This is a genomic window from Pseudomonas sp. B33.4, assembly GCF_034555375.1.
In the GTDB taxonomy this organism is placed as follows: Bacteria; Pseudomonadota; Gammaproteobacteria; order Pseudomonadales; family Pseudomonadaceae; genus Aquipseudomonas.
The window spans coordinates 6404046-6425916 of record NZ_CP140706.1 but is presented as its reverse complement, the minus strand read 5'-3'; the positions used below and the strand labels follow the sequence as shown (position 1 = coordinate 6425916).

At 54.4% G+C, this 21871-nt stretch carries 19 protein-coding genes; 18 read left to right on the top strand and 1 reads right to left on the bottom strand.

The window, feature by feature from the left end; translation table 11 throughout:
* Positions 1-17: 17 nt before the first annotated feature.
* The 16 genes from U6037_RS28590 (at position 18) to U6037_RS28515 (ending at position 18933) form a co-directional block, all read left to right on the top strand.
* Positions 18-2054 (top strand): type VI secretion system tip protein VgrG, encoded by a 2037-nt coding sequence (locus U6037_RS28590; RefSeq protein ID WP_322845280.1) that lies wholly within the window; start codon positions 18-20, stop codon positions 2052-2054.
* Between the two features lie 38 nt (positions 2055-2092).
* On the top strand, positions 2093-3094 hold the full coding sequence (locus tag U6037_RS28585) for a sel1 repeat family protein (protein WP_322845279.1): 1002 nt from the start codon (positions 2093-2095) through the stop codon (positions 3092-3094).
* The gene (locus U6037_RS28580; protein WP_322845278.1) at positions 3094-6111 is read left to right on the top strand and encodes a pesticin C-terminus-like muramidase; all 3018 of its coding nucleotides are present in this window, start codon (positions 3094-3096) and stop codon (positions 6109-6111) included. Before U6037_RS28585 ends, U6037_RS28580 begins: the two co-directional genes overlap by 1 nt.
* Before the next feature lie 8 nt (positions 6112-6119).
* Positions 6120-6524 carry a hypothetical protein gene (locus U6037_RS28575; RefSeq protein ID WP_322845277.1) on the top strand — a complete coding sequence of 135 codons (405 nt, stop codon included), beginning with the start codon at positions 6120-6122 and terminating at the stop codon, positions 6522-6524.
* A gap of 225 nt (positions 6525-6749) precedes the next feature.
* Positions 6750-7499 carry a lysozyme inhibitor LprI family protein gene (locus tag U6037_RS28570; RefSeq protein WP_322845276.1) on the top strand — a complete coding sequence of 250 codons (750 nt, stop codon included), beginning with the start codon at positions 6750-6752 and terminating at the stop codon, positions 7497-7499.
* 47 nt (positions 7500-7546) lie between these two features.
* Positions 7547-7972, top strand: a complete 426-nt coding sequence (locus U6037_RS28565; RefSeq protein WP_322845275.1) for a hypothetical protein — start codon at positions 7547-7549, stop codon at positions 7970-7972.
* Between the two features lie 9 nt (positions 7973-7981).
* Positions 7982-8443 (top strand): XAC2610-related protein, encoded by a 462-nt coding sequence (locus U6037_RS28560; RefSeq protein ID WP_322845274.1) that lies wholly within the window; start codon positions 7982-7984, stop codon positions 8441-8443.
* A gap of 20 nt (positions 8444-8463) precedes the next feature.
* Positions 8464-9828 carry a lysozyme inhibitor LprI family protein gene (locus tag U6037_RS28555; RefSeq protein WP_322845273.1) on the top strand — a complete coding sequence of 455 codons (1365 nt, stop codon included), beginning with the start codon at positions 8464-8466 and terminating at the stop codon, positions 9826-9828.
* Between the two features lie 138 nt (positions 9829-9966).
* Positions 9967-11361: a TIGR01777 family oxidoreductase gene (locus tag U6037_RS28550; RefSeq protein ID WP_322845272.1), complete on the top strand. Its 1395-nt coding sequence runs from the start codon at positions 9967-9969 to the stop codon at positions 11359-11361.
* Between the two features lie 9 nt (positions 11362-11370).
* Positions 11371-13821, top strand: a complete 2451-nt coding sequence (locus U6037_RS28545) for an alpha/beta fold hydrolase (protein WP_322845271.1) — start codon at positions 11371-11373, stop codon at positions 13819-13821.
* On the top strand, positions 13818-14546 hold the full coding sequence (locus U6037_RS28540) for a hypothetical protein (RefSeq protein WP_322845270.1): 729 nt from the start codon (positions 13818-13820) through the stop codon (positions 14544-14546). The genes U6037_RS28545 and U6037_RS28540 overlap by 4 nt, the downstream gene beginning before the upstream one ends.
* An 88-nt stretch (positions 14547-14634) precedes the next feature.
* On the top strand, positions 14635-15090 hold the full coding sequence (locus U6037_RS28535; RefSeq protein ID WP_322847372.1) for a hypothetical protein: 456 nt from the start codon (positions 14635-14637) through the stop codon (positions 15088-15090).
* Positions 15091-15094: 4 nt separating this feature from the next.
* Positions 15095-15958 (top strand): tetratricopeptide repeat protein, encoded by an 864-nt coding sequence (locus tag U6037_RS28530; protein ID WP_322845269.1) that lies wholly within the window; start codon positions 15095-15097, stop codon positions 15956-15958.
* Between the two features lie 2 nt (positions 15959-15960).
* The gene (locus U6037_RS28525; protein ID WP_322845268.1) at positions 15961-16716 is read left to right on the top strand and encodes a lysozyme inhibitor LprI family protein; all 756 of its coding nucleotides are present in this window, start codon (positions 15961-15963) and stop codon (positions 16714-16716) included.
* A 44-nt stretch (positions 16717-16760) separates the two neighbouring features.
* The gene (locus tag U6037_RS28520) at positions 16761-17759 is read left to right on the top strand and encodes a hypothetical protein (protein WP_322845267.1); all 999 of its coding nucleotides are present in this window, start codon (positions 16761-16763) and stop codon (positions 17757-17759) included.
* An 85-nt stretch (positions 17760-17844) separates the two neighbouring features.
* Positions 17845-18933, top strand: a complete 1089-nt coding sequence (locus U6037_RS28515; protein WP_322845266.1) for a hypothetical protein — start codon at positions 17845-17847, stop codon at positions 18931-18933.
* A 62-nt stretch (positions 18934-18995) separates the two neighbouring features.
* Here the strand turns inward: U6037_RS28515 and U6037_RS28510 are convergent, their stop codons facing one another.
* Positions 18996-19367: a DUF6124 family protein gene (locus tag U6037_RS28510; RefSeq protein WP_123376100.1), complete on the bottom strand. Its 372-nt coding sequence runs from the start codon at positions 19365-19367 to the stop codon at positions 18996-18998.
* A gap of 580 nt (positions 19368-19947) precedes the next feature.
* Here U6037_RS28510 and U6037_RS28505 point away from each other — a divergent pair.
* Positions 19948-20331, top strand: coding sequence for a helicase (locus tag U6037_RS28505; RefSeq protein WP_016985803.1), 384 nt, complete (start codon positions 19948-19950; stop codon positions 20329-20331).
* Between the two features lie 173 nt (positions 20332-20504).
* Positions 20505-21866, top strand: coding sequence for a hypothetical protein (locus U6037_RS28500; protein ID WP_322845265.1), 1362 nt, complete (start codon positions 20505-20507; stop codon positions 21864-21866).
* Positions 21867-21871 lie beyond the last annotated feature (5 nt).

Below are 21871 nucleotides of genomic sequence, written 5' to 3'. Positions count from 1 at the left end.
CGAACAGGGAGCACTTTATGTTCAACCCAGCTAACGAAACCCACTTCAGCCTCAAGGTCGAAGACTACGTCGGCGACCTGCAAGTGCTGTCGTTCACCGGCACCGAAGGCATCAGCCAGCCGTATCGTTTCGACTTGGAATTGGTCAGCGAAAACCCGGATCTGGACCTCGAACAGCTCCTGCATAAGCAGGCGTTTCTCGCATTCGATCCACAAGGCTCGGGCATCCACGGCCAGATCTACCGCGTCGCCCAAGGCGATGCGGGCAAGCGCCTGACCCGCTACAAAGTGTCGATGGTGCCGCAACTGCAATACCTGCATCACCGCACCAACCAGCGCATCTACCAGCAGATGTCGGCGCCGAAAATCATCGCGCTGATCCTCGAAGAACACGGCATCAAGGGCAACGCCTACAGCTTCCAGCTCAGCCAGCCGTGCCCGGATCGCGACTACTGCGTGCAATACGACGAAACCGACCTGCACTTCGTCCAGCGCCTGTGCGAGGAGGAGGGGATTCACTACCACTTCCAGCACAGCGACAAAGGCCACCTGCTGGTGTTCGGCGACGACCAGACTGTGTTCCGCAAACTCGGTCAGCCAACTGCGTACGTGCAGGGCAGCGGCATGGTCGCCGAAGAACCGGTGATCAAAGGCTTCAAGCTGCGCCTGGAAACCCGCACCAGCCGCATCACACGCCGCGACTACGACTTCGAAAAACCGCGCCTCCAAATGGAAGCTGCGTATAAGCCGGACGGTGAAAGCACGGAGCCGGATCTGGAAGATTACGACTACCCGGGCCGCTTCATCGATCGCGCCCGTGGCAAGTTCCTCAGCCAGCGCGCCCTCGAACGCCACCGCGCCGACTACCGCCAGGCCGAAGGCCGTGGCGACCAGACCAAACTGGTCAGCGGCCACTTCATGGAAATGTCCGACCACCCGCGCAGCGAGTGGAACGACCTGTGGCTGCTCACCGAACTCTTCCACGAAGGCAAGCAGCCGCAAGTCCTCGAAGAAGGCGTGACCAGCGACACCACCGACAACAAGGACGACTTCCACCAGGGCTACCGCAACACCTTCCTCGCCACCCCGTGGGACGTGTTCTACCGCCCGGCCCTCGAACACCCGAAACCCCGCGTACTCGGCAGCCAGACCGCCATGGTCACCGGCCCCAAAGGCGAAGAAATCCACTGCGACCCATACGGCCGCATCAAAGTCCAGTTCCACTGGGACCGCGAAGGCCAGGCCGACGACAAAACCAGCTGCTGGCTGCGCGTCTCCAGCTCCTGGGCCGGCGACCGCTACGGCGCCATCAGCATCCCGCGCATCGGCATGGAAGTCCTCGTCACCTTCCTCGAAGGCGACCCCGACCAACCCCTCGTCACCGGCTGCCTGTACCACAAGGAAAACCCGGTGCCGTACGCACTGCCGGCGAACAAGACTCGCAGCGTGTTCAAAACGCTTAGCTCACCGGGGGGCGGTGGGTATAACGAACTGCGCATCGAAGACAAGAAAGGTGCGGAGCAGATCTACATTCATGCGCAGCGGGATTGGGATGAAAACGTAGAGCACGATCAGAAGATTCGGGTCGGGAATGAACGTCATGACACGGTGGTGAAAAACACCTACACCGAGCTGAAGGCTGAAGAGCACCGCACCACGATCTCCGATCGCAAGGTTGAAGCGAAGCTGGATGATCACCTGACGGTGGGGCAGAACCAGCATGTGAAGCTGGGGACTGCGCAGCTGACGAGTGTGGGGAAAGAGATTCACCTCAAGGCTGGGGACAAGATTGTTATTGAGGCTGGGACAGAGCTGACCATCCTTGGGGGTGGGAGCTTTATCAAGCTCGATGGCGGTGGGGTGACGGTGGTTGGGCCGGTGATCAAGATCAATGCGGGTGGTTCTGCGGGATTGGGGACTGGCATCGGGATTAAACCACCGGTGCTGCCGGGGGCGGCGGATAAGGATAAGGCGGGGAGTTTGATGGATCAGGCGTTGTTGAATGCGCCGCCTGAGAAGGTTAAGCCCAAGGCTTTTTTTGTGTTTTCTGAGTGATGAGTGTCGTGATGACAACAAACAGGTACGTAAGGCAGATGAAGTGGTTTTCGATTGTTTTGTTGTGCTGGGGGATGACTTCGGGGGCCTTTGCTTCTTCGTCCAGCACCGCCGAATGCCCAAGCGGCAATTTTGGTGATTTCGTCAAAGCCTTTTCATCTGAGCCAGAGATACAGAAAGCCTTTATTGCGTCTCCTGTGAAGCATGTTCACGTGATAGCTGATGGGAAAATACCGAAGGTTGTCGAACGGAGCTTGGGCTCGATTTCCGCCGATGAGTTGAAGGTGCTGCTTCCGGAAAATGCTGCCAAATTGGGTCTCACTATTGAAACCAAGGTGCCTGACAGGGTGGTCGTCCGAGATGAGGCGGGCCATCTTTTGAAGATTTTTCTTTTCAAACACAGTGATTGCTGGGCTCTGAATCGAGTGGAGAACTGGGCAATCGATGCGGTCATGGAAGAGATCACTCAGTCTGAGAAACTAACGCCAGGTGAGCTAGAACTCAAAAAAGGCGTCATATTTGACAGACTGGTCAATAAGGCGTCTCCAGCATCAGGTATCTCTTTATACGCTGCGGCATTGGATAGTTATTTAGATGGTGCCCAGAAGGGTTCGGCGCAAGCAGCATTTGCTGCTGCGGGAATCAGTCTTTCTGGGCAAGCGCCACGCTTGGAGAATTTCAGAATCCTGGCGTTATTGATTCAAGCTTCAGAACGAGTTCCGGATGCCGGCTTGACTCTCGCAGATTTTTATTGCGATGAGGGTGAGTACGACGAAAATCACGGTTGTATTAACCCCAAAGAATCAATAGCGACATTGGAGCGTGCCGCCCGCCTAGGTTCGACTAACGCACTGATTCGATTAGGCGAAGTGTACGAAGCGGGAGCCCTCGTAGCTGCTGACTTGCCTCGCGCGATGGCGTGTTACCGGAAGATCCAGAAAACCGATCCTAACACGGCTACCGCGTTGGTTGAGCGCTTGGCAGCCCGAGGCGTCGTCAGCGATAACTCTATTCAATGTATTGAAGCAGGAAGCTTTTGATGAGCACAGGACTACTTGAGCAAAGGCAGCAATATCGCACTGGTTATGAGTATGGCCCTTTCAAGGGCGAGACTGACCATGATAACAATGGCAAGAAGGAAATTGACTGCTCCGGGCTTCTGTATCGAATGCTTAAGGATGCTGGATATACGATCCCTTACCTCACAACATCAGGGTTAAATACCGACACTACTTATTTTGATGTGATCCCACTCGCGGAAGTACAGCCTGGCGATATTGCGCTGTGGATAAACTTTCATGGGCACACTGGGGTCATCGAAGACATCTCCGGATCGCCTGTTCGAGATCGGGGGAATTTCTTCGGTTCACAGTCTTCAAACGGACCGAAATCTGCCAAATATGGGGTGGGCAGTGGTTACTGGCCAATGCCTGAAAAGTTTTTACGCCCGAGGCCCCAGTTCAGAGGCGCTCAACCAGCACCCGCACCTAATCCTGCGCCGGCCCCTGCACCGGCAGGCCTAACTCCGCTGATGAGCTTCCAATATCCAGTCAGAAAAGCTGACGGTAAGCAGTTTTCTGATGCGGATGAGATTTACAAGGCTCTCGAAAACGAGAGTGCCGGGCATTATTTGCTGGGCAGCAACAAGTTCTGGCACGGTGGCATTCACATCAGCAATGCCAGCGCTCCCCAATGCATTTTGAATGAACCGATTCGCTGCATGGCCGATGGCGAGGTGGTGGCCTACCGCCTCAACGAGGATTATCTAAAGTCGACGTTTGGTACAGGAGAAACGGCGAAAAACCTGGATTATTCTAGTTCCTTCTGTTTGGTGCGACATGAATACAAATCGGCGCCAAACCCAGAAGATGGACCTAATAAAGGAAAGCAGAACGGTCTGATTTTTTATAGCCTATATATGCATCTTTTGCCTTATAAGCACTATCCGTTAGCGGAGAATGAAAAGCCGAACCCGATAGTGACGATGACTGTAAAAGATTTCAAGGCGTATGATGATTTTCCTGCGTCGAATAACTTTCCATATCCGGGAAAATTGGCGAAGCACACCAAGCTTGAAATTCTGGAAAAAAGATCAGTTGAGGATGTTACTTATGCTAAGGGGAAAATCCTTTTCGGTAGCGTAAAACATGGGTCAACTAAAGTCCGCGACGTAGGGCAAGAAGTTTGGTTTGCATATTTAAAGAATGATGAGCCATATCAAAACTCCAGCCACAAGGCTATTTGGGTTGCAGATGCGATACCCGAGCGTGCTAGGCCAAAATATTGGCAAGGCAAGGTAAAGGCTAAAACTACCCAGCGTTTAGCTATGTACGGCGCGCCAACGAACCTTGCTAACGGACAACCTGCAGGTGCACGCATCGAAAATAATCGAGAGATTACAGTAGGTAGTGTCATTGAGTTCGATAGCAAAGATGTACTGAATTTGGTGGTTGGTAACAAGCTGCGGCGTATGGCGCCCTGCGTTCCAGTAGTTGCCAGCATCTGGAACGATAATGGAGCTGCCCCAAGTAATTTTTGGGCGATTATCGAAAGTGAGAAAGATAGTCAGTACACGCAATGGGAATCACTCACTCCTACAAATTTTGATGTTGTGACGACCAGTGTCGGAATCAAGGCTGGTGACCCTATTGGCTATTTGGGTAAAACTGAAAATCTAGTAACTGAAAACGGCCTTACCGATAGTAAATTTCAAGTTCATATCGAGATATTTACAACTCAGGCTGAGGTGAAAGATTTTCTAGATAATGTAGCTGCATTAAAAGTCGGGCGTCAGTATTTGCATCTGCCGAAAGGTGCTCAACTTAAGAAAAAAATGCCTGCTACTGGAACAAGTGAACCTTTAAAAGAAGAACACGCTATTGACCTAGGTAAGGTGCCGGTTGTCAAGGAAGGCAATGAGGATTGGTATGAGCTATCCGTAAATGATGAAGATCAGCCGGTCTCTGGGTTGGTCAAAAAATCTGATGCAAAAGTTATCACTCCACACGATTGGACGAAAATGGGTTTTCAGCTTGTAGAGGAAAGCAACTCAGCCTCCGACGGTTTCCTCGATCCTGATGATATGCCCCAGTTTTTTAAAGACCTCTTGAAGAAAATAGACAAAAACCATGACGGAAAGGTTGAACCATCTGAACTCGCTGACGCATTGAAAAGTACGGAGACAAGGCAGCACTGGTCAAAATTAGTGGCACACCATCCTACGGAGTGGAAGGATGATACAAAATCAGAGAAATGGAAGAGATTAGACACTCTTCTAGAAGGTTCTGAAAAATTACTAAAACATGAAAAAGAAAGGATAGATTCATACGTTTTTTGGGATAAGTTGGCTGATAAGACCCCGGCAGGAACGGGGTTGATTTATCATTTTCACCCTATAGGTTTCGTTTCAAACTTCCTCGCGATGGAGGATGATAATGATCTGAAGTGGCTAAAGGTTGAGAAGGGACAACTTACTTTTGATGTGGAAGGAAATGACATAGAGGATTCGTCGAATTCTTTACACATGTATTTTAGTAGAAAAGCACATTGGCCAGGCGGAGCATCCGGAATTACGATTGGGAGAGGATATGACCTTGGGCAAAAATCGGATCCAATGAGCGATCTCACTGCCGTAGGTGTTCCAGAACCATTATTGAGTTGGTTGGTTGGAGCAAAAGGTCTAAGCGGTAATGCCGCAAGAGATTATCTTAATAATGCTAGCCCTGAAATCCGGAAGACATTCATTACGCGAAAGCAACAATATAAGCTGTTTGTTTCTGTCTATGAAATAATGAAAAATAAAGTTGTGACGATTTCTCAACAGCCTTTCAATGTCGGTCACTATGGCACGCTGAATTGGGATGCTGTTGATGTTAAGATCCAAGACATGATTGTTGACTTGATTTATCGTGGCGATTATAAGCCGACGACAAGAGAAATTGTTCAGCGGCCGTTTGTTGAGAGTAATAAAGCAGAATTGAAGACTGTTATGTCTCTCGAAAGCAATTGGCCAGGAGTGCCTGCTGCCAGATTCGCTGCACGTAAAAACTATTTATGAGGTGGAAATTGAAAAATATTTTTCTATTTATGGCTTTGGCTTTCTCCTGCTGTGTATTTGCTACAGATGAGAAAAAAACAGCTGTAGATGTATACAAGGCAGATACAGCTATGGTCGCAGGCAAGTTGGTTCGTTACTATCAAACTTTATCTAGTCCATGCATTATGGTACAGATTCTCGTGCCGGGTGGAGGAGGTGCTGCAAGTAATTCAAAAAAATTCTGTAATGTCTCAGGAAAAAGTTTTAGTGATGACTTTTCTGAAGTTATTTTGGACCGTGGGGAATTTTCAAATGAAGGTCTTTCGCTCACTTTGAAGCTTATGCCTCTGACTGAAGGTCCAGATGTCGTTGAAGTATGCAGCTTTAAGATTGAAGGTGAGGCGCTAAGTGGGCCGAAGTGTAGTGTTAAGTAGCGGAAAATTAAAGACGGCGGATTAAAGTGGCGAATAACCAGAGGGAATGAGAGCAGGCTACTTTCTAGTGTTAAAGGGGACGGATTTATTTTTTGCGTTCGATCGCTTTGAATTTGGTTGAGAACTTAAATAGATCTGGCCCGTTTGTCGGTTCTGACTCTGTCTTCTGTCGCGAGCCCGTTCAGAATTGAACGGATCACTGAATTTTTTTACGGACGCCAAGGAATGCAGATTTTCCGATTCAGCCTCATTTTTTTAGTTTCAATACTGTCGCCTGTGGTCATGGCTGAGGGCACGATGATTGCCACCATCCTTCAGGCCGACTTTTCCAAAGACCCGGAAGTCCGGTTGCTTGTCAGAGTGGTTGATGTGGGTGGTGGTTCGGATACCCCTTCCATTGCGGTTCGTAATCAATGCCTGGAGAGGAAAGCGTCCGCAGAGCGTCCTGGGCCGGATCCGTGCTTTTCGATAGAGATCACGGAGAGCAAAAAGCAACGGGCCATTGTTCGGCAAACGCTATTGAATGATCCTCAGCGCACAACCGACCCTATCTATTTGGAAATTGTTTATCGCTCGGAGGTCAGCGAGAGCGATCCGACGAATCACCATCAGCGATCCGCCACACTGAAGATCGAAGAAAACGGCCTCTACAATTGGAACAATGAGAGCGAACAGGCATTGGCGGACGTTGAGTGGTTTCCCTCGGGAAATGGTGTTCTTGATCTGATGGTTCCTGACGCGGATGCATTGCTGAATTCTGTATATCGGGATCGTATGAGTCGGCTGGACGAAAGCGGTCAGAAAGCACTGAGGGAAACTCAAAGAGCTTGGATGAAATTTCGAGATGCGGAGTGCCAGGCCGACCCGAAATTGCATAAATCAGTTTTCGGTGAGTGGTCCGATGCCTGCCTAATTCGCGCGACGATAGAGCGTGCTCGCCAATTGGCTTTGGCACCGGACAAGAGCAGACGTTGAAACGGACAAGCCAGAGCATTCGCGCGAAAGCGTCGACTTGGATGAGCATGAACAAACTTTTCTTTCTCTTTTTTGCGCTATTTCCTTTAGGCGCTCAAAGCGCAGTCACCACCGAATCACTTTGCTTCGAACTATCCCAATCGAGCCCGGTAAAGTTCGAACTCCGTACCTACTACGACGAAGCCAGCAAATGGTCCGGTGGCTTCGTCAAGTACGCCAAGTCCAGCGAACCCATTTCCATTGTGCTGACGGATTACGAGGGCGAGATGCTCAGTCCCGATGCGCCTTGGCAGAGCACCACAACCTGGTCTGAAGTCATCAACGGCAACGTCACGGGAACCTATCAGTTCGTGTCTCAAGGGACGCACATCGTCTCGATGTCTTACACGAAGAGGTCTAACGGCAAGGTTTTTCATTTCGGAAATAACACCAGCATCGACTCCTCTCTGGAGTCCGGATGCAAGTGGGAGTAGGGCGAGTACATGCAATTCAAAACTCTTGCGGTATCACTGCTCGGCCTGATGTGGACGATCCCAGCGTTAGCCCAAACCACCACGTTCAGTCCAACCAAAGGCGTCGACGCGACGCTGGTTCTCGAAGGCTCCAAGCTGAACATCGCGGTTAAAAGCGAAACGCACAGCGAGTCGCGAACAATCGATTTTGAAGCCGAAAACGAACTCTATCTGCAGTTCGACGATTTCAATTTCGACGGCGCCCAGGATTTCGCGGTCTGGCAACTCGATGACGGCATGGGCACTTACCACTACTACCGGGTGTTCATTTACCAAGTCAAAACCGGCACCTTCGAAGAGTTGCAGCCGGACTGCGGCGATGGCTTCGTTAACCTGCGCGTCGACAAAAAGCGTAAAGCGTTGCTCAGCACTTACTGGGAAATGAACATCCCGAAGCAATGCATCACCCGACTCACCAAACGCAAAGCCTGAATGACTCAAGGAAGAACCCCGTGAAACGTTTTGTTTTTACCCTGCTGGCCGTGCTACTGCCGGTTTCAGCGGCCTATGCGCAGGATGACTGCAGCCATGTCACCTCAAGCCTGGAAATGGTGCCCTGTTCGGAGGCGGCGAAGAAGGCTGCTGATGCGCAGTTGAACGTCAGCTACAAGCAGTTGATGGCACGGCTTGAGTCTGACTATCGAGCCGATCCCGCGTTGGGCGCGGAGTACGCGGCGAAGGTCAAGGAGTCGCAACGTGCGTGGTTGAAATTGCGCGATGCGAACTGCCCTTTGGAGGCGTTCGAGATCGAGACTGGGATGCCGGCGCATGTGTTCGCCGTTAACTCGTGTATCGCTAGAATGAGTCGCGAGCGCTCGGCGTATCTGGACAAGATTGTCCCTGCGCTTGCATCCGATAAGAGCGCTTCGACGGCTCCCACCAGCGACGCTTGCCCCTCGGAGGAGTTCGCGCCGTTCCTGACAGCGTTTTCCGCCAACAGCGAATCACAACGCCGTCTTACCGCAATGACGGTCAAGTCGCTAGTGTTGAAACCGGTGGCGGGAAAGGATCGAAGTACCTTTGAGCCTTCGACTTCGGGTGTCAGTGGAACTACGTTCACCTACCCGCTGATGGCTGCAATCACGCCCGGCAAGACACCTGGAGTCGAAATCGAAGAGGTCGATGACAGTCACGTCAATGTGGTGGATAAGAGGGCAGGTAACAGCAATGTAAAAATCTTCAACTTCTCTCGTCAGGCGTGCTGGGTGCTTGAGGGGATTGAGGATTGGTCGATCAGTGAGAAGGATCTTGTCGCAACAGAGAACCCGGGAATGAGCCGCGCCGAGAACTTCTGTTATCAGCGTGCCGAAGCGCTAGGTGGGCTGGGGTTTCTTGAGCAATACCCGCTGACTGTGGAGTTGATTGAAGCGTCGCTGGAAAATTTTGTGTGTGCTGCAGAGTCGGGTGACGCACAGGCGAGCCTGTCGGCGGCAAGCCTAAGCCTTTCGCAAATGGCGTCTCAGTTGGAAACCCCGAAGGTTGAGGCGCTGTTCAAAGCAGCCTCGAAAATACCGAGTGGCGCGTTGGCCTATGCCACGTTTCTTTGTTCAGGAAATTCCACCGACTATAGCGGCCCTTGCCTCCATCCCCAGCAGGCGAAAGAGCAGGTCATTCGGGCGATCACCATGGGTTCCACAGACGCGATGAATTATCTGGCCTCGACCTTTGAAGGTGGCGAGCTTGGAACGAAGGATATGTCCCGAGCGTTAGCCTGTTATCAGATGGCGGCTGACAAAGGTAATCAGTTGGGCATCTTCAACGTGGGGCGATTGGGATCGACAGGCGCAGCACCGATCAAGGCCAGTCACTGCATCTGAAATGCCGGGTCATGTCTGATGCGTTTTCGCAGTCGTTGAGTCTGAATCCGTCCGGTAAAACGTTTAGTTTTTGAGCGTCTGACGACCGCGATTTTCCTTTAAACTCCCCACCCCCAAGGAATGCGCTCAGGACACGGAATGCCAGCCCCCTCGAACTCCCTTCGCCCCGCGTTAGTGCTCTGGCTATACGCCGCCGCAATCGTGCACATTCTCGCCGGTCTCACCCTGACCTGGGCCGGGCATTCCGGTTTACTCAACGGCTATCTGCAAGTTCTCGAACTCGCGTTCTGGGGCGCCGACCCGGTGCCCGCCGCCGGCCACGAACAACAGGTCTGGTGGCTTGCGCTGTTCGGCGCGACGTTGCAAAGCTATTCGTTGTACATGCTCGCGCTGGTGCACTTGGGCAATCGCTTGAAAACTCCGGCAGTCTGGGGCTGGTTGAGCGCCGGCATCCTGTTATGGGCGCCGCAGGACATGTGGCTTTCAGCGCAACAGCAGGTTTGGTCGCACCTATGGCTCGACGGTTTTGCGTTGCTGGTGTTGTTGCCGCCGCTGTTCTGGTTGTATCGGCATGACCGCCGAAAATCCCCTTCAGTAAAGGCACCGAGCCAATCCAACCCGTTTTCCGATGGCGCCTACAAAAGAGTGCTAATCACCGGCGGCACCGGTTTTATCGGCGAAGCCTTGGTCAATCAATTACTCGACGCGGGCCACTCGGTCAGCGTCCTGACACGCGATCCGTTGAACGCGGCCAATCTATTCAACGGCCGCGTCCGCTGCGTACATTCGCTCAGCGAACTCAGCCACGACGAAGCCTTCGACGTAATCATCAATCTCGCCGGCGCCCCCGTCGCCGGCCCACGCTGGACTCCCAAGCGTCAGGCGCAACTGCTCGCCAGCCGAGTCGGCACCACCGAAGCGTTGATGACCTGGTTGAAGAACACCAAGCACAAACCAGCTCTGTGGATTCAAGCCTCAGCCATCGGCTACTACGGCGTACGCGATGCCAGCGAAAGCCTCGACGAACACGCCAGCAAGGGCGACGGTTTCATGGCCGAACTCTGCGCGCGTTGGGAAGCCGCCGCGCAACCAGCCACTGAGTTTGGCGTGCGTCAGGTGGTGCTGCGTCTTGGCGTGGTCTTTGGCTTGGGCGGTGCGTTGACGCCGTTGCTGCTGCCGTTCCGCTTGGGTTTCGGCGGGCGCATGGGCGACGGTCGACAAATCATGACCTGGGTGCATCGCGACGATGTGCTTCAGGTGATCGCGCGGGCTTTCAACGACGACAGTCTGCGCGGCACCTACAACATGGTCGCGCCGGAAACGGTCAGTCAGGCCGCGTTCGCCGAGCAGGCCGGCAAGGTCCTCAAGCGTCCGGTGTGGTTCCACATTCCCGCCGCGCCAGTGCGTGCAATGGCAGGGGAGATGGCGCAGCTGTTTTTCGACGGTCAGCGCGTGGTGCCGCAGCGTTTGACCGAGGCTGGCTACACGTTCCGTTATCCAACCCTCGACGCCGCTCTGCGCGATCTGACCTGAGTGCCGCTCATGAGCAAGCCGTTGATGTACCTGCTGGCCGGCAACGGCAGCGCTGCCGATTGGTGGGATGACGCGCTGCCGCACTTCCAGCGCTACGACGTGGTGCCGCTGGAGTTGCCGGGCTTCGGCGCCAATCCGCTGCCACCCTGCAAGGATCTGGCGGACTACGCGCAGACCTTGCTGGCGATGACGAAGCAGGGCAGCGCGATCATGGCGGTCGGGGTCAATGCCTTGCTTGTATTGCATGCGTTGCAACGTCGTCCCGGGCACTTTTCCCGCAGCGTTCTGTTGGCGCCGGTTGGGGCATTTTTGTGGCAGCGTCGCTTGCCGGCGCTGATGTCACCGCTGCCGATCCGCAAGACCATCCACTGGCTGCTGTCGAACAAACCCACGCTGTTCGCGCGCAAGTTTTCCAACCAGACCTGGACGCCTGCGCAGTACCAGCGCATGGGCGCCGGCTATGCGCGCTGCCGTGCGTTTGTGCCGCACTGGGATCTGATTCGCGCCGACACTGCGCTGCCACTGCTGGAGTGGATCACCGATCCAGTCGAGCTGGTCTGGGGCGATCAGGACGCGGTGCTCGGTATCGAGCATGCGGCGGCATGGTCGGCGATTCTCGCCCGCGCCGATCTGACCATCAGCCTGAAACCCGGTTGGGGTCATTACCCGTGGATCGACTCGCCCGCGCAGTTCGCGCAGTGGCTGGAGTCGGGCGAGCGCGGGTTTGTCGCGCACACCAAGGGCGGGCGTTTGCGCCTGGCTGAACTGGCGCGGCAAGCGGTGCCGGCGGCGTTGACTCTCAACGATTGCACTGACCCGCGTCTGCCGACGTTTCTCGCCGTCCAACCTGATGTGACCTGGGCGGTGCGCTCCTCCAGTTATGGCGAGGATCAGGCCGATTCGGCGAATGCCGGTTTGAGCACCACCTATCTGCGCGAACCGACCGCCAATGTGCCGAAACGCATCGCCGAACTGACGGCCGAAGGCGTCGAGGAAGTGGTGGTGCAGCGCTTCATCGCGCCGGTAGTGTCCGGGATCGCGTTCGTACGCCATCTCTCGGTAGAACTTGAGTGGGTTGAAGGCCATCTCGAATCGCTGGCCGACGGTCACGTCAGCCCCTCACGGGCAACGCTTTCGCGGCTCGGCGATGCTTGGCGCAGCGGCACGTTCACGCCGTCCCACGGTTTGACCGAAGACCTGCTCTGGCATTTTCTGCAAGACGTGCTGCGCGTGTTCCACTACGTGCCCGGCGATGTCGAATGGGCTTGGGACGGCGCGCAACTGTGGTTGCTGCAATACCGGCCAATCAGCGATTACGGCTGGCGCCGCCACCTGACTGCCGCCAACATCGCCGAGATCCTGCCGCCGCAACCGAGCGTGTTGGTGGAATACGCCCAACGCCGCGCGGCAGCGAGTATCCCGGCGATCATGGCGCGTTGGGATGCGCGGGTGCTGCAGGACAACGAGCCGTTCACCGCGGTGTTCGGCGGCGCGTCCTACATCAACAATGATCTGTTTCTTGCCCGGCTGGCCGACTGGGGCATCAGCGCCGCGAACTACGCCGGTGAAGTCGGTGGCGCGACTCCGCATTTGCCATGGCAACCGCTGAAGATGCTGCGTTCGTTGCCGCTGTTTTTGCGTATGCAACGCAAGGCTCGCGGCCATTTGCTGAACCTTGAAAATGGCTTGCAGCGCTTCGATCAGGAACTGGCTGAACTCGTCGCCCAAGGTGCCGATGGCCAACAACTCGCGGACTGGTTCACCCGGTTTTACGTGTTCGTAGTGCAAGGCAATCTGTGCATCGCCACGGCACTGGCCAGCAGCGGTGGTGATTGGCTGGGCCGCCCGCCGACTGCTTACGACAACCTTGAAAACAGTCCGCATCGATTGCCGTGGGAAACCGATCCGGCCACCCCTCGGCCCGCGTCGAGCGATCTGCCGCTACAGCCATTCCCGCAATGGTCAGGGCTGATCCGCCTAGCGCATTCGACCGGCCTGCCGGGCCTGCGTGGTTACTACCTGCAAGTGCGCGAGTGGTATCGCGACAACCTGATGCGCATCTTCTTCCGTCTGCACCACGCCATGCCGCTGGCGGATCGCGAGCACTGGTTTGCGCCGCATCCCGACGTGCGCACCCGCGACGGCAGCTTCTGGCAGGACGGTCGCGAAGGTGCGGAGCTGGCCACCGGGTTCATGATTTATCCGGGGCAGGTGCAAGGCATCCTCGGCGCCGACATCCTGCTCGAAGACACCCTCGATCCGGGGCGGCATGCGAACTATCAAGCGGCGCAGGCGGTGATTGCGCGGATGGGTGGGCGCTTGTCGCATGGCTCGACTTTGTTGCGCGAATTGCGCAAGCCGTCGGCGGTGATACCGCAGGTGGATCCGGCGTGGGTGGGGTGTGAGGTGGTGTATCGGGATGGGGATTTGGAATTGATCAATTCGAAGGATGCGAAGTGAAACTACGATGCCTCCGCGAATTGATCTTTGGTCTGTTCGCCTTTTTACAGGTGGATTATGTGACTGCCGCAGGTCCTGTATTGGTCGGTAACGAGCCCGGCCAGTCGCCGGTTGCGCAAGGCCCGACCGAGACAGTTGTAGACATGGGGTCGTGTCGGTTCTCCATGCCGCTGCTGCAGAACCAATGGCTGAAGTTCGACGATTTCTATTCGGTATTTATCGCAGCCAAACAACTGCCCAAACCGTCCAGCGCCCCCAGCTTGTGGCAAGCGCAGACGTCGAGTGGTGCCGACTGGCACTTCGAGAAACATGGCGACCTGAGCCAGCCGTGGTTTGGTTTGATGTGTGAGAACTCGGAGTACTTTTCGCTTCTCACCGACTGGAAACCCCCAGCAGACGATGCGTTTGCGGTGCAAATCCTGCGTGACGACAACGACCGCAGGTGCCCGGCGACGCTTACCTATCAGGGCTGGGTGCCCAATTCGCTCGCGGGTCGTGCGAACACCTACACCTTCGAGCAATGGGGCGGGGAGAGTTCTTCGGGTTTCATCTTCGGTTTCCACGACAAGTCACGACGGCACATTACCCGCATCGCTTTTTGCCTGCTGAGGGGCAAAGACGTGCTGATCGGCTCGGCGGAATCAGGTTCATCCGCCCCGCTGGCGATCAGCAACGAAGGGTTCGAGCAAATCAGGAAAGCGGTGCGCGGCATTGCCTTCGAATGAACACACCCAAAATGAATTGCGTCGATGGAGTTACAGCGTGAAAGGATTTTCGGTTCTTCTCGGCAGCTTGATATTGGCTGCCGCATCCATGGCATTCGCTGCCGATCCAACCTTCAAGGATTACACCATCACGCCAGTTTTCACCGGCTCTAACCATAAGCTGGTGCCGCAAGAAAACAGCAGTCCAATGATGGATCAAGCGCGGGCACAAGCCCTGAAAGGCAAGGTCAACTTCGCCGGCCATTACATCCTTCACAGGCTCGGTTGTGGCGGCAGCGCCATTTGCGGCGAAGTGCTAGACGCCCAGACCGGTGAGGTTGTTGGCGGTCTGCCGAATGCTTACTACGGCAGCACGTTCGGCATGGTTTACCAGCCCGAGAGCCGCATGATCATCGTGTCCGGTATCACGCTCGACGGCGAAGAAGATGCGCAGGGGAATGCGTTGGAAAGCGGTAATCGGGATCGTTACTACGAGTTTGTGAACAATGAGTTTCGGCTGCTGAGCATGACCGACGTGGAATCGTCGCCGATGGATGAGGAGTGAGTAGATGAACCGTCTTCTCGCGGGCAGTCTTAAGCGGTTGATGTTTGTCATGGGCCTGTTAGCTTCAGCCAATGCCTTGTCTGAAAATATTCAGATCGTGGGGGTTGGCGGGCACTTAGTGACGCTGAAGGACAAGACATGGGGCAGGCCTGCTGCGGAGTCGGCGGTTGCCTCGTTTACCGCCAATGGAAAAACGTTTCCCCTCTATGTACCCGCGGTGGGTACTGAAACGCATGAGGCTTGGTTAAGTCCCGACAAGAAAACATTGCTCCTCCTTCAGACTCTGTATGGCGTTGTCATTGGCCAGGAGGGTGAAGAAATCCCGACAGAGGAAACTGGTTGCGGGGTCATTTCGATGGAGACCGGTTGCGTGCTCAGTCAGCCTGCAGCCAGGTTTTGCTACGGCAAGTGGGAGGGCAATCGGTGGACTTCCGGGGAAGAGGATGCGCCTGACCTCGTCCTGCAGACGCCGTCTCCAAAGGACTTATTGAAGCAGGTCTCAAATATTGAGATGCCGCAATCTCGCGTGGAAGAACTCGCATTCAATCTTCGCACTATAAGTCCAGAGTCCTATATGGCTTGTCACCCACCAGCGCGCAATGTTCAAGCTTTTAACGACTTGGCTTTCTACTTGGCCGAGGGCGGTAACGATGAGCTGGCGCTGAAGTTTTATCGCGGCGTTGAGGCCGTTGGTAAACGCACGGTACTGATGTTGAACATTGCCGACTCGCTCTGGCGCCTTGATCGCAAAGATGAAGCGCAGCGCTATTACAGCCAGTACCGCGACGCGATGAGCGCCGATGGCAAGGCGCAGAAAATACCTCAACGCGTAGTTGAGCGATCCGTCATTCAGGGAATGAAAAATTGAACATGTTTGCGCGTTTTATCGCGTTGTCCTTTGGATGCCTGTTTGCCTCCTGCGCGATGGCCGAGGACGACTGCAAAGAAATCACCGTTAGCGCCCAGGTCGATCGGTGTGTCGAGGCAGCCCGCAAGGAAGCCGACAAACAACTCAATGCTAGCTACAAGAAGCTGCTGGGACGGTTTGAGGCTCAACAACGGCGCGACCCTGAGCAGGGCAAGGCACTGGTCGCCATGGCCAGAGAGTCTCAGCGCGCCTGGATCAAGCTACGCGACACCACATGCCCGCTTGAAGCCACGGAAATCGAGCCTGGGGTGGCAGCGCATGTCACGACGATCAACAACTGCATGGCAAGACTGAGTCTGGAGCGTGCGGCTTACCTGGACACAATCGTCACTGATGAGCCGGGTAATGTGGTCGATCTGAACAAGGTGTACCTGTCTGGCTCCCAGCGCTTTGGCGATGTCGTCGCACGTTATGTCAGCACCTTTGGCAGCCCATGTCTGACGGTGCAGATTCTGGCGCCCAACGGCGGTTGGAGAGTGCTGTTCTTCAAGCGGTTTTGCAGTTTCGAGGGCAAGGCATTTTGGACGGACTATGCCGATGCCGGGTTTGAGGATCATGTGTTTGCCGAGGATGGGTTGCACGTGACGCTGAGTTTGACTGAGCTTCGCGGGCTCGGAGAGAAGCGCCTCGCGTGTGTGATACCGATTCAGAATGAGCAAATCAAAGAGCTGAAATGCGGCGCGCCTGAATCATCGTAAAACCATCAGCGTAATCATTTGAAGATTGATCAACAGGGAAGTGAGTGGAATTGGCCAAGCTCTTAAATTGTATGGGTGCGTTCGGGCTCATGGTTGGCCTGTCGGCTCAGCCGTCATTGGCGGAGGATCCACAAACCATTGGTGAGTTGCATCCACCAGTAGTTGCTTCCGTAGGCGATCAAAAGATCACGGTGTTCTTTTTGAAGAACAACCTTAAAGATCTGGAGAGGGTGATTCACGTGCCTGATGCCGAAATTTTCTATGCACCCATAAATGCGGTGACGCCTTCGTTGAATTATGTGTGGAAGGTCGAAGGCGAGCAGATCGCCTCGGTGTTCTTTTTTGAGCGCAAATTCCCTGAGCGGGCGGGGAAGTCCATGTTTGTTCTGACGGAGTCACGTGAGTCGAACAGCGGATTTCGGGGCGTTTCCTATTCAACCCAGGAGTTGCACCTCGTCGAGAGTGGAGGTCGGCTGTCTTTGGAATTTTTTCGCGGCAATGCCTATCCCCCTGAATTGCAGAACTGTTATGAAGGTCGTGACTTGGATAAAGGGGTAGACGTGGAGTGCGCATACAAAGACGCGGCAAGTATTAAGAAGTTTTTGGCCATTCAGGATGCGAAGATGATTGCTGATTCAAAACTGGATCAGGACAACCGTCAGAAACCAATCAAAACCAATGACGACTCGGCCGACACGGCTTGCCCTTCGACCAACTTTGCAGCATTTCTCACAGCCTTCTCCGAGCGCGCCGATGTACAGAAATCCTTCGTCCAGCAGCCACTGAAAATGGTTACAACTGTGGCCGGCGATCCCGAACCCGAAATGGAAAAGCGCAGCCTCAGTGGCGATCAGCTCAAGTTTCCAATCATTCCGAATCAAGCAAAGCGAGAGGCCGAGGGCCTGACGTTGACCGTCAAGGAAGAGCGGGGCGACAAGGCAATTGCGATCCTGCAGAAGCCAGATACCGACTACGTCTTCAAGTATCGGTTTGTCCGTGGGCAATGCTGGCAGTTGGAAGAAGTGATGGATTACTCGCTTTAAAACGCAGAGAACTGGGCTGAAGAAAGAAGTCTGTTCAATCAGAACCGTAAATCATGAGCAGGGAAGCAAGTTGAAAAGATTAGGCTTGATCGCGTTATTGCTGTGTTCTTTCTCTGTGGCTGCGGGGCCGATGTTCCCGTCCCTCAAGTCATGCATGGAGGCCGACAGCGGCTGCGCGTTGGCGCTGAAAGATAACGTTCTTGTGGACGCAATCTCCGGACAACGTTTCTCCGAGGAAGCAGAGTCGGCCGGGGCAATGAGTGGTTTCTGGCTGTATCGAGATGGCAAGCGTTACATCCTGGAGAATGAAAACTACTCCCAGGCAAAGTCCCGACGTTGGCTGGTTTTTACCTATGACAGTGGAAAAGTAGTACTCGACGGCGCCTATATTTTCTCGATAGACATTAATTCGAACACCGGGCCCTATTGGCACGGCTACGACTGCCGAGGTGATGCCAAGCCGTTCGCAGTGCCTACGAAAGAACCCTTCAGCGACGTTGCCTTGGAGGCGTTGTGCGGTGGTGCTGAGGGCTGGGTGGTCTCAGGAAAAGACAAGGCAGTGCCCGTATCAGCCAAGGGGCTGGCCGTCAGTGTTCCCGTTTATCACGCCCGCAACCTTGATGGTTCAGCCACCTACCTGTTTACTGAAAGTGATGTTCCGGAGCTTTCGAAGCTGGTGTGTTTGTCCAATTGCGCCGATGTCACTCAAATACCAGAACGCGTCTCGCAAGAAACAGCGCCTTTGAAGGGCGGGCAGGATGGAACGTTGTGTTCAGATGACGAAGACATTTACTTCAGTTGCCCGTTGGAGGGTGGTAAGACGGTTTCCGTTTGTGCACGGGGAAACAACAAGCCCACGGCCGGTTTTGTTCAGTACCGTTACGGCGTGCCGAGCAAAATAGAGATGGTCTATCCGAAGACGGCTTTGCCGCCCAAGGGCAAATTCTTTGTCGTGAACGCTTCGGAAGGCAGCGTGAACTTGAACATCATCAAGTTCAAAAACGGTGCTTATACCTACCTCGTTAATCAAGCCTTTCTGAGTTATCTGACGGTGCTCAAGGACGACAAGGCGCTGTTCCGGCAGTATTGCGGTGAGGGAGGGAATGCCTACATAAACCGGGCGGCGCTCCAGGGGTTGGAAACGCGCCCAAAAAGCGCAGAGGACTTTCGCTAGTTTTTGTTATCGAGATTTAGAAAAGGGGACTTAACGTCCCCTTTTTTCATCCACAAACTTCGCTACGGCTTGGCCGCCACGCTTCGCACTTCAATCTGGTCGAGTGTCCCTTCCACCATCAATCTCACGCCGTCCGCCATTCTGCTCAGGGCGAGTGCAACCGAACGGCGGGAGCCGTGGAGGTCGTCGGCGAGGTCGCAGGCGATGACGCTGATGGACAGGAGGTCTTCGGAGGCGTTGGCCATGAGGGCTTCGGCGTCGGTGCCAGGGGAGAGTTTGAAGAGGCCGTTCTCGCGTTTGGGGTGTGGATCGACGGCTGGTTTGAAATGGTGGTCAAGGGCGCGCTCGGCGGCTTCGTGGAATTTCTTTGATTCCAGGGTTTCGTAGGGCGAAACGTCTGGGTTTTCGGGGGGATTGGGTGTTGGTTTGATCATAGGTACTTTCCGAGTTATGGAGCCAACACCGTTTCGCTTGCTTCGAAAGGGTGGCAGCTGTGTATAGGTGTGCAAGACCGGACTCGGAAACCGGCAGACCCGAAGGTCTCCCATACACAGTCGCCATAACAGTTCGCGAGCATAGGAAAACACTCGGCGAATAGCCATAACTGAATGCATGACGAGTCTGGACTTGCACGTCCGGGCCACCGATTTTGCGGCGACCCACAGAGCCTATCCCCACCGCACCAACTCGCCTAGTTCATGGACAGCACCGCACTTTGCAGGAAATTTCCCATAGATTCGCGGGCCGGAAGATCAAAAGATCGCAGGCTTCGCCAACTCCTACAGGGATGTGTTTCAACAGGTGTAGGAAAGGTGAGTGGTAAGACGCCGAGCGTCTCGGGATGCATTCCCGCGCGGAGCGGGGGAACGATCAGGGGCGAGCGCTGAATCGTGACTTGGCAGTCATCGTGCGCGAATTGGTCTGCATCCTCTTCCAACAGCGTCAGATACTGGCGTTATCGTTCGAATCCCTTACACTGCCCCGGCCGTTCATTTTCCTTTTGAGGCTGTGCGCATGAAATTTCGTTTTCTTCTGTGGATGATGGGTTTGTTGATGGGTAAGGCCAGCCGGACAAATCCTGCGTTCCAGCAGCAGTTGGGTGACAAGGATCTGGTGTTTCAGCTGCAGACGCTGGATGGGAAAGTGGCGCGGCATTTCGTGGTCAAGGATCAGCGCATCACCAGCAAGTCTGGCGTGGTGGCGGAGCCGGCGTTTGCGATTGCGTTTAAAGATGCCGGTTATGGCTTTGCCACGATGCAGGCGAAGAACAAGCAGTTGGCGTTTATGCAGGGGATTCAGGACAAGTCGATCCAGCTGAAGGGTAATCCGGCGCTGGTGATGTGGTTTCAAGGGTTGATGAAGTATTTGGTGCCGAGGAAGGCTAAGCCTAAGGCGTGAAGCGCCATTCTTTAAAACCCGGTGGGTAATCGGTTTGGCTCGATAAGTCGGTCAATTGGCGCGTAATACCATGAACGCCTGTCAGAAATGACAGGTGTTTTTGTTTGGATGTTGAGGCTTCATAGGGAGCGTCCAGCAGTAAAGGGACTTATCCGGATTGGGGAGTTATCAACATGACCATACAAGCAGGCGAACTTGATTCAACATTCGCCAATGACGGCAAACTCGATTGGGCGTTTCCTGAGTTTGTCAGCATTGCCCCGCAAGTTGTCCTCCCTTTGCCTGACGGTCGTCTGCTCGTCGTGGCGAATGAGTCAGGTGTTTTCCCTGGGTTCGTAGTCGCACGGCTAACTGAAAAGGGACAGCTTGACGTCGGCACCGGGTTTGGCGAGAACCAGCAAGGTTTTGCGCGGATTTTGACCGGGGAAAAACTTTTATCAGCGCAATTTGGCGCAAGCTTGCTGAGTAATGGTGGGCTGCTGATTACGGTCGATTACATGATGGGGCCACCGAGTCATGAAAACGGTTTCGTTGCCATCCAGTTGCTGCCGGACGGTCGACTCAACGATAAGTTTGGTGAAGGCGGTGTGGTCACGTTCCCGTACGGTCTAGTACCCGTAACACTAAGTCGAGCGGCCAGGGCTGCACGCGCACGCCAAAATGTATCTCGAAATATTAAGTCTGCTGTTCAGAGCACCGCCAGTTCTGGAGCGTCCGGTATCGAGTTGCCAGACGGCAAAATAGCGTTGGTCTTCTTTGGCTTTGATCATGTGGCACAGCAAACCAAAGGCTTGGTCATGCGACTCAATCCTGATGGTTCTTTTGACGACACCTTCAACAAGATCGGTTCGGCCACTGTTGAATTGGCTGAGTTGAGCCCGGCAGGTGATAACGCCGCCCGTGGAGTGGCTGTGCAAGCGGACGGTGGCTTGGTGGTGTATGGCGACTTTCATGATGAAGGCACCTTCGGTGCCTATGCCGTGCGCTTCACAAAAGATGGAATGCGCGACGACAAGTTCAAGACGGCCATTGTGTCCTCTGATCGGCTGCCGATTTTTCGCGATATTGCCGTGAGGAAAAAGGACGGAATGATTGCGTTGATAGGAGGCCAGGTCGGTGACGGCTTCCTTGATGGTGAAGGGGTGATTGTCGTACTCAGTGCGGATGGCTCGCCTCACCCCCTCTTCAATAATGGCCAGCCGTTATTTACCAAAGTTGTGCCTGAGATTGGGCAAAATTGGTCGAGCTGCGCCTTTGGCGACGTGGATGAAAGCAAGTTGATTGTCGCCGGCACCAGTGGTGGAGGGTTTGCTATTGATGAGATGCACGCCGTCTGTGCACGTTATCGTCTTACCGGCGAGCTCGACTCGACGTTCAACGGTAGTGGCTGGGTAACTTTTGATCAGGCTGAGAAACTGGAAAATAGTTTGGATCTGCACGTCACCGCGCAAAATAAAATCGTCATCTGCGGTGAGTATTGGAAAGACCGGTTGAGTTTTGCTACAAGCGGATGGATAGCACGCTTTATTGCCTGATCAAT

What these genes read in the sequence shown, in the direction of transcription:
- U6037_RS28590 (WP_322845280.1), top strand. Translation starts at nt 18, where the DNA reads ATGTTCAACCCAGCTAACGAAACCCACTTCAGCCTCAAGGTCGAAGAC.
- U6037_RS28585 (WP_322845279.1), top strand. Translation starts at nt 2,093, where the DNA reads ATGAAGTGGTTTTCGATTGTTTTGTTGTGCTGGGGGATGACTTCGGGG.
- U6037_RS28580 (WP_322845278.1), top strand. Translation starts at nt 3,094, where the DNA reads ATGAGCACAGGACTACTTGAGCAAAGGCAGCAATATCGCACTGGTTAT.
- U6037_RS28570 (WP_322845276.1), top strand. Translation starts at nt 6,750, where the DNA reads ATGCAGATTTTCCGATTCAGCCTCATTTTTTTAGTTTCAATACTGTCG.
- U6037_RS28565 (WP_322845275.1), top strand. Translation starts at nt 7,547, where the DNA reads ATGAACAAACTTTTCTTTCTCTTTTTTGCGCTATTTCCTTTAGGCGCT.
- U6037_RS28560 (WP_322845274.1), top strand. Translation starts at nt 7,982, where the DNA reads ATGCAATTCAAAACTCTTGCGGTATCACTGCTCGGCCTGATGTGGACG.
- U6037_RS28550 (WP_322845272.1), top strand. Translation starts at nt 9,967, where the DNA reads ATGCCAGCCCCCTCGAACTCCCTTCGCCCCGCGTTAGTGCTCTGGCTA.
- U6037_RS28545 (WP_322845271.1), top strand. Translation starts at nt 11,371, where the DNA reads ATGAGCAAGCCGTTGATGTACCTGCTGGCCGGCAACGGCAGCGCTGCC.
- U6037_RS28535 (WP_322847372.1), top strand. Translation starts at nt 14,635, where the DNA reads ATGGCATTCGCTGCCGATCCAACCTTCAAGGATTACACCATCACGCCA.
- U6037_RS28530 (WP_322845269.1), top strand. Translation starts at nt 15,095, where the DNA reads ATGAACCGTCTTCTCGCGGGCAGTCTTAAGCGGTTGATGTTTGTCATG.
- U6037_RS28525 (WP_322845268.1), top strand. Translation starts at nt 15,961, where the DNA reads ATGTTTGCGCGTTTTATCGCGTTGTCCTTTGGATGCCTGTTTGCCTCC.
- U6037_RS28510 (WP_123376100.1), bottom strand. Translation starts at nt 19,367, where the DNA reads ATGATCAAACCAACACCCAATCCCCCCGAAAACCCAGACGTTTCGCCC.
- U6037_RS28505 (WP_016985803.1), top strand. Translation starts at nt 19,948, where the DNA reads ATGAAATTTCGTTTTCTTCTGTGGATGATGGGTTTGTTGATGGGTAAG.
- U6037_RS28500 (WP_322845265.1), top strand. Translation starts at nt 20,505, where the DNA reads ATGACCATACAAGCAGGCGAACTTGATTCAACATTCGCCAATGACGGC.